This window comes from Gabonibacter massiliensis (assembly GCA_001487125.1).
Taxonomy (GTDB): Bacteria; Bacteroidota; Bacteroidia; order Bacteroidales; family Marinifilaceae; genus Gabonibacter; species Gabonibacter massiliensis.
Genome location: LN913013.1, coordinates 2,081,014 through 2,094,882, shown reverse-complemented (window position 1 = coordinate 2,094,882; position 13,869 = coordinate 2,081,014). Strand labels below are relative to the sequence as shown.

5 protein-coding genes are annotated in these 13,869 nt (G+C 42.4%); all 5 read left to right on the top strand.

Going from position 1 to position 13,869, the window contains the following annotated elements; all coding sequences use genetic code 11:
- Nucleotide 1: 1 nt before the first annotated feature.
- The 5 genes from BN3283_RS13195 (at nucleotide 2) to BN3283_RS13175 (ending at nucleotide 13,854) form a co-directional block, all read left to right on the top strand.
- Entirely contained in the window at nucleotides 2-3,352 is a 3,351-nt protein-coding gene (locus BN3283_RS13195) for a golvesin C-terminal-like domain-containing protein (protein ID WP_059026924.1), read from the top strand.
- 19 nt (nucleotides 3,353-3,371) lie between these two features.
- On the top strand, nucleotides 3,372-4,850 hold the full coding sequence (locus tag BN3283_RS13190) for a TolC family protein (RefSeq protein WP_041505229.1): 1,479 nt from the start codon (nucleotides 3,372-3,374) through the stop codon (nucleotides 4,848-4,850).
- Between the two features lie 26 nt (nucleotides 4,851-4,876).
- A complete protein-coding gene (locus BN3283_RS13185; protein ID WP_059026922.1) occupies nucleotides 4,877-5,935 on the top strand; it encodes an efflux RND transporter periplasmic adaptor subunit in 1,059 nt (352 codons plus the stop codon).
- A gap of 81 nt (nucleotides 5,936-6,016) precedes the next feature.
- Nucleotides 6,017-9,118, top strand: a complete 3,102-nt coding sequence (locus BN3283_RS13180; protein WP_059026920.1) for an efflux RND transporter permease subunit — start codon at nucleotides 6,017-6,019, stop codon at nucleotides 9,116-9,118.
- On the top strand, nucleotides 9,115-13,854 hold the full coding sequence (locus BN3283_RS13175) for an efflux RND transporter permease subunit (protein ID WP_059026918.1): 4,740 nt from the start codon (nucleotides 9,115-9,117) through the stop codon (nucleotides 13,852-13,854). Before BN3283_RS13180 ends, BN3283_RS13175 begins: the two co-directional genes overlap by 4 nt.
- Nucleotides 13,855-13,869 lie beyond the last annotated feature (15 nt).

Genomic DNA, 13,869 nt, shown 5'->3' with positions numbered 1-13,869 from the left:
GATGAATCTACATAATATACATACCGTTTCCCGTTACGAAGCCAAACTCTTACGAAGAAGTTGGTTGTTTCGTATTTTCGCCATCCTCTCCTTATTAGTAATCACGTTTTTCCATTTGACTACTCAAGCCAATCTTTTTTGGTACCAATGGAATATGGTGGCGATGTCCTCCTCTATCCCTTTCGTCAATATTTATATTTTCAATATCGCACAATCGGTCATTGCCATTTTTTTAGCCGGTAGTTTTTTAAAAAGAGACCAAAAATTAGACACGGCGGAAGTCATCTATGTCCGCCCGATGAGCAACGCGGATTACGTTATCGGGAAAAGCTGGGGAATCATTAAAGTCTTCATCTCTCTAAACATTCTCGCTTTACTGGTTGCAGCATTCATCAACCTCTATGTAAGTGAATCTCCGTTCAATTTACTTCCTTACGTCTTCTACCTTTTAACGCTGTCCATTCCGTCTCTCGTATTCATCCTGGGACTCTCGTTCATGGTCATGTGTTTCGTAAAGAATCAGGCGGTAACTTTCGTCATTCTGTTAGGCTATATCGGAGTAACCCTGTTCTATTTAGGAAATATCGAACACGGTGCATTCGATTTCTTCGCACTCACGCTGCCCAATATTTTTTCCGACATTTCGGGACATCCCGTTCTATCGGATTATTTGTTGCAAAGAAGTTCTTTCCTGCTTTTAGGCATTAGCCTGCTCTCTTTCACCATCGCTTTGGTAAAACGTCTTCCCCATCATCCCAAAAAGAGAATCTTATTAAACACACTGGGGATCATTATCCTATTATTAGGTATAGGAGCGAACTTGTCCTATCTATGGCAATTCCGTCATAACGACACGTTAAGAAGCCGTTATATCGAAAAATACCAGGCTTACAACTCCCACGACAAAGTAAACCTTCTGTCCGAAGAGCTGATTTATTCCCAAAAAGGTAATCAAATCTTCGTCGACGCTCATCTAACCGTTCAAAACAGAAACCACCGGAAAATCAATTCTGTCCTGATCTATCTGAATCCTACCCTGCAGGTGACGGAGGTCTCTCACGAGGGTACCAAACTACCGTTTAAAAGAGACGAGCAGATACTCGTTATAGACAAGGAATTAACCCCTTATCAAATAGTAGATTTACAAATCCGGTACGAGGGCAAGGTGAGTGAAAACATTGGTTACTTAGAAGTACAAGACGAGGAATACTACGATACACAAACCGGTAGCAGCATCCTGCGGTTCGGGAAGAGATACGCTTTCGTTCAAAACGACTTTACCCTATTGACCCCCGAAGTTTTATGGTATCCGGTCACATTCCCGCCAATGAACCCGGAAGCTCCTTATAATATTCAAAAGAATTTTACCCATTTTTCATTGAAAGTCATCCCCACCGAAAAACAAACGATACTTTCTCAGGGAACGTCCTCCCAATCAGGAGATACCATCATTTTCCATAATACACATAGACTACCTTCCATCAGTCTGGCTATCGGAAATTACGAAAAAAAGTCCATCACGGTGGATTCCGTCCTATTTGAATTATATCATTTTAAAGGGCATGACTACTTCTCGAAAGAATTTACGAATTTGAAAGATACCTTAGGCAGTATTATCTCAGACATCAAAAATCAATACGAAAGCCGGAAAAACAGGGTCTATCCGTTCGAAAAACTGATTCTGGCAGAAACTCCGGTGTCATTCGCTTCATACGTTCGAAATTGGAAAGGTTACAGTGAATTCATCCAACCGGAGATAGCTTTTATTCCCGAAAGAGGAACAACTCTTCCCAGCGGGAACTTCAAGCTTGCCAAAAAAATGCAAAGACAACGGGGAGGAGGGCCGAACCGGGGAACGATAGACGAAACGGAAATAGAAACCAGAGTTCTCAGAGATTTCATTACCTGGTGTTTTTTGAATGAAAGTAAATATGAAGAGACAGGAAATCTATTTGTAAATAGCATCTTCTCGTCCGGCTGGAACGGGACATCCAAATTAAATCCTTTTGATTTTTCCGGATTCTATTTCAATCATGCTAATTTTATCTATTCACACAACTTCCCTGTCATGGATATTCTTTTGAATACGATGTTCAAGCAAGAAGAAAATGATCCGTGGTCAAGGTGGAGAAGGAGATTTTCCGGTATGAGCGATGCTCAGAAAGCATCCGCATTCTTAAAGGAAAAGAGTTTCGAACAAGCTGTTCTGGACCGTTCGCTCTCCCCGGAAGTATTTTACGAGATGCTTAAGCTCAAAGGAAATTACCTGCGTAATTACCTCACCTCTCAAATACCTTTGGCAGATTATAATAAGTTCATGACACAATTCATGAAAGATTACCAGTTTAAAGAGATCAATTTCACGGTATTGAATAACTCTTTTATGAGAAAATTCAATATCAATCTGATGGATTTTATCCCCCAATGGTATACGATCAACCAAACCCCTTTATTCATTGTGAAAGGAATCAATGCGGATAAAGTCGTGGTCGACGACTACACGAAATACGTTGTTCAATTTAAGATTCACAATCCGACGGAAGTAGAAGGTATCGTTTCCGTAAATATTGAAGAAGGAGAATGGGGCAGAAGAGGGAGAGGCCGACAACAGGAAAAACCGTTACAGCATTATATTATTCCGGCTAAATCCTATAAAGAGATTAAAACGCTGTGTGACGAGCGACCCCGTAATATCGACATTAACACCAATATCGCCCAAAACATACCAAGCGATATCGTCTATAATTTTTCCAAAATAAACACGGAGACCAAAGAGATGACCACCGGTATGTTTAACACGGATGCAACCCTTTTTGAATACAATCCCAAAGATATTATCGTGGACAACGAGGATCAAAATTTCCATTTGATCGAGTCCAACCAGAAGACAACCCTCCAATCCATATTTAAGAAACCGCAAGAAGACAAATACAAAAACCTGACGACTTGGATGCCTCCTACCCGTTGGACGGCTACCGTGGGTACCAATTTCTACGGGGAATATATCAACAGCGGCTATTATAAAAAAACCGGAAACGGGAACAATAAAGCCGAATGGGTAGCCCAGATAGAGACTCCCGGTTTTTACGAGGTTTTTGTCTATAACGCAAGAATCGTGTGGGGATGGAGACGCGAAGAATCAAACATGCAATATTATACCGTAAAACATGATGACGGGGAGGAAGAGGTTTCTATCGAGACCAATGAAAATACCCAGGATTGGGTTTCATTAGGCAGCTTCCATTTCTCTCCCGGAGAGGCTAAAGTTATTCTGAGCGACAAAGGATCGAATCCCAATCAAGTGATTTACGCGGATGCTGTTCGGTGGGTATTTCAAAACAAAGAAAAATAACAAATAAACCAGCACTTTTATGAAAAAAATCACAGCACTACTTTTATTAACCATCGGCTTAACCGGATGGCTTTCCCAACGTGTTTCCGCACAGGAAGTTCAGGTCCTGACTTTGGAAAAAGCGCTCGAGATTGCCTACAAAAACAGTCCGACCTTAATTAAAAGCAAAATCAAATTACAACAAGACGAATTAAGTCTTGTCCGACAGAAAGCCATGCTCAAATCAAAATTCAGTCTGAATCTATCCCCTTTTAGTTATAGTCGGCAAAACCTTTATGACAATTACAATTCCTCATATTATACACAGAAAACGATGAGCTCCAATGGTAGTTTTAGCATAGATCAACCCATCATATGGACAGGTGGTACCATCTCGTTGACTGAAAGATTGAACTGGCAAGATGCAAATAACCAATCACGAGGAGGGAAAAATACCTCGTTCAACAATGACCTTTCCCTTACTCTTACACAACCCATTTTTAAATACAATGAATTGAAAATGCAACTGAAAGAAATAGAATATCAACTCGAAGAGTCTAAAATTTCTGATGCAATAACACAATTAAATATTGAAACATCCGTTACTAACGACTTTTATAGTGTATATAAAAGTTATAAAAGCTTGCTCAATCAACAGGAAAGCTACAAAAAGGTAAAAGAAAGTTATGAATTAACGAAAGCATTAGTAGAACAGGACAATCGTCCCAAGGTCGAATTATTAGAAGCTGAAACCGCTTTAGATGAAGCCGAAATAAATTTGGCGAATGCTGAAATTGATTACGCCAATACAAAAGACAATTTTAAAAAACTATTAGGCCTGCCTTTGGACGAAGATATCTCCGTTCTTCCTAAAACAGAATTCGACTCCGTACACGTAAACACGGATTTAGCCATAAAATATGCCTTGGACCAACGAATGGAAATACGTCAACGTAATATCGCAATTGAAAAAGGTTTACTTAATCTTATAAAAATAAAAGCAGAAGATAAATTCAGCGGAGAGATTTCCGCCACTGTCGGATTATGGAATAACAGCAGTAATTTCACGGGAGCTTTCCAAAACCTTCAGGATAAGCAAGATATTAATCTCAATGTTTCCATACCTATTTTCGATTGGGGAGCCCGTAAAGCAAGTATCAGGAGTACGGAGTTGTCTAACGAAAGTAGCGAAATAGAGCTTGATGAAGAGAAAAAAGGAATTATCATTCAAATTCGTCAAATTTGCAGAAGCCTTCCTCAATTATACAAAGAAATTTCCATTGCTAAAAAAAGAGCAGACAATGCTGCAATCATTTATGATATTAATTATGAGAAATATCAATCTGGACAGATTAGCAATAAAGACCTCCAAGATTATCAAAATAAATTGACAAGTGCTAAAGAATCGTATACGAATACGATTATACAATACAAACAAAAATTGTTGGAGTTAAAAATAAATACCCTATGGGATTTTGAAAACAACTCCTCTTATTTACCCGTGGATCTGCTAAAATAATCTACTAATCTTAAAAAATAGAAATCATGATCAATAAAAATATGAAATACATCGGCTTTATACTATTAGCATTTGCTTTAAACGGATGTAATAGTCCGAGAATGGGTTCGGGAAACGAAAACCCCACTCCGGTATGGTTATCGGAAGTAGGCAAACGTACGATCCGGCAACTGACCACCACCACCGGAACGGCCAAGGCAAGCCAAAAGGCAGAAGTCAAAGCCGAAGTCACGGGAAAATATATCTTACAAACCAATCCCAAAACCGGGCGTCCCTATAAATTAGGCGATATCGTCGAAAAAGGAGCCGTTATCATCCGTCTCGAAAATAAGGAACAGGAAAATACCGTTTCTTTGGAAACCAAAGAGATGGATCTCGGAATCGCTGAAAAGGATGTAAAAGCGAAAGAGATCTTATTAGGAAAAGGAGGAGCTACGGAGACAGAATTATTAAATGCAAAAAAAAGTCTGCTTTCCGCTCAATTAGGATTGGAAAAAGCCAAGATGGACCTCGATAAATTGAATATCAGAGCCCCCTTTAAAGGAGTCATTGTCAATCTTCCCTATTATACGCCCAATGTAGACGTTGCTTCCAATGAGGTACTATTAGGTATTATGGATTACAGCAAGATGTATATGGAGATCGAACTTCCGGAAAATGCCATCGAAAAGGTAAAGGTAGGCCAAAATGTTTTGGTTACCAATTACAATATCAAATCGGACACCCTATCGGGACATGTAACCCAACTCTCTCCGGCCATCAACGAAGAGACTCGGACCTTTTCCGGTTTTATTACCATCGATAATCCCAATTTAAAACTCCGTCCGGGAATGTTTGCCAAAGGAGACATCATCACCCTGCAAAAAGACTCGGTAGTCGCCATTCCGAAAGAGCTGATCAGCTCGCGGAGAATGATCTCCGTCTTTACCGTGGAACGAAACATGGCCGAAGAAAAAATGGTTAAAACCGGAATCAGCGACGATCGGTTCATTGAAATCGAAAGCGGTTTGAATGCCGGAGACAAGATCGTCACCAAAGGATATGAGTACCTGAGAAACAGAAGCAGAGTTAAAATCATGAAATAATTTTTAGAGTTTAGCATTTTAAGCATGCAAAGACCATGACACAGTATGTAATCTAAAATCTAAAATCTAAAATTCATATATATGAACAGCATTACAAAATTTGCAGTCAAATACCCGGTAAGCGTACTCATGCTTACCTTAGCGGTGTGTCTGCTCGGAACAATATCCTATAATAAATTGGGAACGGACTTGTTTCCGGATTTAAAAAATCCGTCCCTATACGTTGAGATAAAATGCGGTCAGCGTCCGCCGGAAGAAGTTGAAAAACTATTCGCTTCCAAAGCCGAATCCCAGATCGCCCGCTCGGAAGGAGTTAGCAGCGTGTACAGTGTTTCCAAAGTCGGAAACGCCAAAATCACCGTCGAATACGCCTGGGACCAAGACATGGATGCCGCCTTCCTGGATCTGCAACGGAACCTGTCTCAGATGTCTCAAGAAGACGGTGTCGATGAGTTGAATGTTACGCGCTACGATGCCAACGCTACTCCCATATTGACCATCGCTTTGACGCATAATGAAATCAATGACATGAACGAGCTCCGTAAGATAGCGGAGAACTATATGCGCAACGAATTAGTGAGAGTGGAAGGCATTGCCGATATCCAGCTCAACGGACAGGAAACGGCCATCGTAGAGATCAATACCGACAGCTATATGTTGGATGCTTTCAATCTGGATGCCAATACTATCGCCAGTAAAATCGAAGGTTTAAACACCAATGTTTCGGGCGGGACCATCGAAGAGGGAGATATTACCTATACCGTAAAAGGGGTTAACCTCATCAAAACCGTCGAGGATATTGAAAATATCATCGTTGCTTTCAAAGAAACAACATCTTCCGGCAATAGCGGAGAAAGCTCTGGGGCAACAAGCAGCTCTTCCAGTAAAGCCAAAGCCCCGATCTTCCTGAAAGACGTGGCCACCGTTACGATCCGGAACCAGGAGCCGGAAAATATAGTCCGGTATAACGGGGAACGTTGCCTCGGTATCAGTATTTTCAAAGAGAATAAATACAATACCGTCAATGCCGTCGATAATCTTTTAACCAAATTACAGGAATTTCAAAAAAGCATGCCGGCTTATAATTTCCATATCATCAGCAATCAAGGAGATTTTATCGGAAGTTCCATTAACGAAGTGAAAGACTCCGCTCTTTTGGGAATTTTATTGGCGGTTATAATTTTGTATGTCTTCTTAAGACGTATAAACATGACCTTAATCGTAAGTGTCTCTATTCCTATCTCCATTATCGCCACATTCAACCTGATGTACTTTAACGGATTATCCATCAATATCATGACATTGGGGGGGCTTGCCTTGGGAGCCGGAATGCTGGTAGACAATGCCATCGTGGTCATGGAAAATATTTTCCGGAACTTAGATGAAAACAAACTCTCTCCGGCGCAGGCCGCCGTCACGGGAACCTCCGAAGTTGCCGGAGCCATCACGGCCTCTACTTTGACAACAATCGTGGTATTTCTACCTATCGTCTATTTACAGGGAGCCGCGGGAGAACTTTTTAAAGAACAGGCTTGGACCGTTAGCTTTTCGCTTCTCTCCTCGCTATTCGTTTCCATCCTATTTATTCCCATGCTGGCTTCCCGATTCGTGAAAAAAAATCAGGACGTAAAAAGCCGTGCTATCTCCATCAAAGGATTCGGTAATTTCGTGGGACGAGTATTAAAAAGAAAATACGCGGTCATTTTAGTTGCCTTTATCCTTATGGTTGTCTCTTACCTTATGTTACCCTTTATCGGGATGGAATTTATGCCGAAAGCCGATTCCAAGGAATTTGCCATCACCCTTTCCATGGAACCCGGATTGCGCCTTAGAAGTACGGATGCAGCAGCAGGAGGAATCGAAGAAACGATAAAAGCCTTGGGAGGAGATGACATCGAATGGATTTACTCCATCATAGGCCCATCGAATATCAACGATCCCAACGGAGAAAAATTAGAGGGAGAACATCAAGCCCAAATAAAGGTAAAGTTAAAAAAAGAGTCTAAATTGAATGCCGACTACTTTATTTCCAACATCAGTGAAACTTATCCGCTCCAGAATGGCATGGAAATCTCCTATCAACAGGGAGAATCAACGTTACAAAGTATCCTGGGTACGGAGGGTGCACCCTTAGTTGTAGAGGTAAAGGGCGAAGAGCTGGAAACCATTGACGAACTGTGTAAGGAAATCAAACAAAAAATAACGGGTATTGCCGGTTTATACGATATCAAAACCTCCATGGAAAACGGAGCTCCTGAGGTCAATATACAAATAGACCGCATAAAAAGCGGTATATACGGGATCAATATCAGTGATGTCACCGGTCAGATAAAAAACAAACTACAAGGAAAAGAGGCCGGGACTTTCGATAACAAAGGAGAAAGCATCGACATCAATATTAAGGTTCCTGAAGTCTCCTTAGCCGAATTAGGAAGTATCGAAATCAGCCAAAGCGATAAAAAATACCGCTTGGACGAGATTGCCGATATTTCGATCGTGACGGCTCCCAAGGAGATCACCCGGAATAACCAGAGCCGGATCGGAAGAGTAACGGCCATGTTGGAAAAAGGATACACGTTAGGCCACATCGCCCCACAAGTAAAAAAACAAATAGCGGAGGTAGAGTTCCCTGCAAAATACACGGCAAAGATTACCGGAGAGGAGGAGATGCGTCAGGAATCATTCGGAGGATTGGGATTTGCCCTGTTCCTCTCCATTCTTCTGGTCTATATGGTGATGGCTGCCCAATTCGAATCGTTACGACATCCGTTCACCATCCTGCTTACCATTCCTTTAGCGGGAGTAGGATGTATTTGGGCTTTCCTGCTCACAGGAGATACTCTCAATATGATGGCTTTTATCGGTATCATCATGTTAGCGGGTATAGCCGTAAACAGTTCCATCATTTTAGTGGATGCCATCAACCGCCTGAAGGCCGAAGGCCACCCGCTGGAAGAGGCGATCATGATGGCGGCTCAATTCAGAATACGCCCAATCATTATGACCAGTGCCACTACTATTTTGGCCTTACTGCCCATGTGTTTCGGTTTCGGGGAGGGAGCTTCCCTGCGTTCCCCGATGGCTCTCGCGGTAATCGGTGGATTGGCGACCTCCACCGTCATGACACTGATTGTCATCCCGTGCGTGTATTATATTATTGATAAGAAAAAGAAAGTGGAATGAACACGATCATAAAAAGAAGGGTTCTTATATCGATGTTATTCATCGGATTAGTTCTCATGGGCGTATTTTCCTACAAATACATTCCCATGGAATTATATCCCAATGCCGATCTTCCGGTATTGTACGTGAGTATCAACGCCCAAAATGAACTCGATTTGGATTACGTTGAAAAATATGCGGTTATTCCGGTGGAAGGAGCTATCCGCTCCCAGCAAGGGATTGAAAAAATCGAATCGCAATACTACTCGAGAGGTGCCGATATTAAGGTTTCTTTAAACCAAGATGTGGACCTAAAATATGCTTTCCTGCAAATGGAGCAAAAAATAAAATCCACCCAGTCCTCCGTTCCGGAAATCTTCAAACTATCCGTCAGTAAAGGTTACTCGGGGTCTTCCAACGACCAATTTATGCACTTACTGATTCTCGGGGAAGGCGATATCGATTATGTACGCAATATCACGGACGAGGATATCGTCCCCTACCTGAACAGCGTGGAGGGAATGGCCTCCGTAAAAGCAAGGGGAGGACGGCAAAAAACCATCGAGATTATCGTCGATCCGGATAAATGCAAGGCTTTAAATATTACCAAATCCACCATCAGTAACCTGATTTCAAATAATCAAACAGGAAAAAACTTTATCGGTCTTACCTACGATGGAAACAAACGCTATTTTGCCAATATAACGGCAGAATATCTTAACACGGAAGACCTCGGCAACATCGTTGTGGCCAAAGGACCGATTTTATTGAAAGACATCGCGGAGATCCGATTCGGGGTAAAAGAAGAGGAAACTTATTCCAGAACCAAAGGAAAAGAGGTGGTCTCTTGTGTTCTTTCCAAATCCCCGACAGTTAATGTTATCGAACTCTCCAAAAGAACTCGTGCGGAAATCGACCGCCTGAACGAGGAACTTAAATCCAAGGGAATTTCCATTGAGATCGACTCCGATACGGCCGAAATCATGAATAAAAATATCAATTCCATCATTGATTTGGCGATTAGCGGAGCATTTCTGGCAATCATCGTACTATTCCTGTTTTTACGGAAAATAAAAATCGTCAGCATCGTGGCCTTTGCCATCCCGATCTCCGTATTCTCCTCTTTCTATTTCTTCTACCTTTCGGGTATCACGATCAACACCCTGACGCTTACAGGACTTGCTCTTGCTGTCGGGATGTTATTGGACAATTCCATCGTGGTCATGGAAAACATCTATAGACTAAAAGCTACAGGTATGCCCACGGAAGAAGCTTGCGTACGAGGGACTACCGAGGTATGGAAAGCCATTCTGGCAGCCACGGTAACCACCGTTACCGTTTTTCTTCCCTTCCTGTTCACCAATGACTACATCATAAAAATGATCGGAGAGCATATCGGAATCTCCATTATTACGACTTTGATCATCTCCTTAGTCGTGGCGCTATTGCTTATTCCGATGGCAATCAACTACCTTTTAAGAAAAGAGACCGGCAATGTCAATTTCAGTAACATTTCCATACACAACCGTTTGGTTCAAATGTATATAGCTATTTTAAAAATGGCATTACGAAAACCCACGGAGGTTATTTTATTCTCCCTCGTCATTCTCTTCGTTACGGTAGTCCTCTCCCTCACGCTATCTCTGAATACCCTGAAAGAGATACAAAATGACAGTTTCCAGGTAGAGATCACCACCCCTTCCGGTTCGACGTTAGAAAAAACGGATGAACTGATCCGGCGTTTCGAAGAGGAATTGCCCGGCATTCCGGAAATAAAAACCTTCTCTTCCACCGTAGAGAAGGAAAAAGCCAACCTAATTATCAAGTTAGAAGACCAATTCGAAAAGATAAACGGTAAAAATCTCCAGAAACTCAAAGCCGATATCTTAGAGTTAGCTAAAAAAGTAAATATTACGGATATCAGTTTGGATGCCAGCGAGAGCCGCAATAATTTCAGTGGCGGTAGCAGTCTGCTCGGGAATAGCGACCTGCTCAGGTATATGGGAAGAGGAAGTCAATCCGAAAAAATTGTCATCAAAGGGGAGGATTTCGAAAAAATGACCAGCTATGCCAATCTGATCGACTATCAATTGAAAGAATTGGAGGATGTAATAGCCTACTCCAACATAAATGTCTTACCCGGAGATCCAGAGGCACGTATCTATTTCGATCCCTACCTGATGGAAGTAAATGAAGTCACTCCCTCCGAAGTAAGCCAAGAGCTCACCGGCCTACAACCGGAAAGTCCGGTATCGAATGCAAAATTCAAAACAAAAGATCAGGAATATGACATCACGATCCGGGATATCAACTACGACAAGGAAAAAGTGGAAAAACAACAATACCCCTCTTTGGAAGATCTGCGTAACTTAGATGTCACCACCAGCAAAAAAGCCCTGATACAATTGAATAACTTTAGCCGGATCCGGTTAGAACAGGGGCAGGGAAGAGTCAAACGAGTCAACCAGGAAAAGCAATTGGAGATAAACTACATGTTTAAATCCGATATCAACGAATCCAAGGATTTGCTGGAAGCCTCCCGTTTACAGATCGACGAATTGGTACAAGGAACAGACGTTCCGAGCGGCGTTTTCGTAGAGATCGTACACGAAGAAAAACAACCGGAAGACTATACCTTCCTGATCATTGCGGCTTTCGTCCTTATCTATATGATCCTTGCCGCCGTTTTCGAATCTCTCACCGCTCCCATCGTGTTGATGTTCACCATCCCGTTGGCAGCGATCGGTTCGTTGCTGTTTTTACTGTTTACCAATAATTCCGTGGCGAACAATGCCCAGGTATATGTCGGCTTTATCATCCTGATAGGTATCGTAGTGAATAACAGTATTATTCTGATCGATTACACGACCATGTTGCGGAAAAACGGTTTCCGCAAGCAACGGGCAATCATTACGGCAGGACTTTCCCGCCTGCGTCCGATACTGATCACCGCTATAACGACTATCGTCGCCATGATTCCGTTAGCTATGGGAAAAGACGAATCCGCTTCCGGATTGGGAGCTCCTTTTGCCATTACCGTTATCGGGGGATTGACCATGAGTACCCTATTGACTCTTGTGATCATCCCTACCCTTTATTCCGGATTGGAAGATGCTTTGAAGAGACTACGCACGCAAAGTCTCTTTATGAAAGTCCTGCAACTGTCGCTATTTGTTATCTGCGTCGTTTGTACCTTCATTTTCTCGTCGGAAATATTGAATCGTATTTTCTACCTGATTATCGCAGTCGTGTTGGTTCCGGGAATTACTTGGTTCCTCGAGAATAGTCTGCGCAGAGCAAAAAGCAATATTATTCCCCCGCACGAGGAGTTAGTGATTACGATCCGTAACTTAGTGAAGATATACGGACGGCCTTCGCGCTTCACCAGGGAATGGACCTCCGGACTAAAAGTCAAGGAACGTTTAGGATTAAAAACCTACTACTACTCTTGGAAAGATCTCCAAGCTTTAGTTTGGCTCGTTCCTATTACAGTCTTCCTGTTCTATTTTACTTTTATCTATCAGGTACTATTTTTCTGGGCTATCGTTTTCGCCCTATGTTCTTGGTTCATGACCCTGAATACTATAAAAATCTTCTATGAATTGAGTATCAACAGGGAATGGCATCTTGCAAAAAAGATACTGGAATATACGGTCATGGTCATCTACTATATCGGCCCGTTAATCATTCTGAACTGGGGAAGCAGCAAATTCAACAATAGCGGAGGAGCCGTTTTTATCGGGCTTTTCTGGTATTTGGCGATTGGAGCCCGCTTCCTTTCCAATAAAATCAATAACGAAAATATCAATATCGATCTGATTGACGGACGTTTCCGGATGCTGCGTAAAACCATCTTCCGGATGGCAGCTCAAACCCCGATTATCGGAGCAAAAAAGAAGCCTTTCAAAGCATTAAGCTCCGTCTCTCTTGAGATTCGTACCGGAATGTTCGGATTATTGGGACCGAACGGGGCCGGAAAAACCACGCTTATGCGTATCATCTGCGGTATTTTCGAGCAAAGTTACGGCAAGATTTTCATCAACGGTATCGACACTCAAAAGAAACGGGAAGAGTTACAGGGACTGATCGGTTATTTACCGCAGGAATTCGGAACATACGAAAACCTGACCGCCTGGGAATTCTTAGAGTATCAATCCCTTTTGAAGGGTATTTACGACAAACGAACCCGTTTCAATCGTATCAGCGAGGTCCTATCGGCCGTCCACATGTATGAAAACAAGGACAAAAAGATCGGAGGATTTTCGGGAGGAATGAAACAGCGTATCGGTATTGCCCAAACGCTTCTGAATTTACCGCGCATCCTCGTTGTTGACGAACCCACCGCGGGATTAGACCCCAGAGAGAGAATTCGTTTCCGTAACTTGCTGGTGGAGCTTTCCCGTAACCGGATCGTGATCTTCTCGACTCACATCATCGAGGATATCGCCAGTTCCTGTAACCAGGTAGGTGTTATCAACAAAGGAATACTGAAATACTTAGGAACCCCGAACGATATGGCAAATATAGCAAAAGACGTAACCTGGAGTTTCGAACTCCCGGCCCGCGACTTCACGAAGTTGCCGTCCGACTTGTTGATCGTACACCACATCAGGCAGGGAGACGTCATCCGGGTACGTTGCTTGAGCGAAGAAAAACCGGCAGAAAACGCGGAAAGAATACTTCCGGCATTGGAAGACTCTTACCTGTGGTTACTACGAACGGTTAAGATTCAAAACAAAGAAGAGATTATTACTTAACACGGGACCATACTT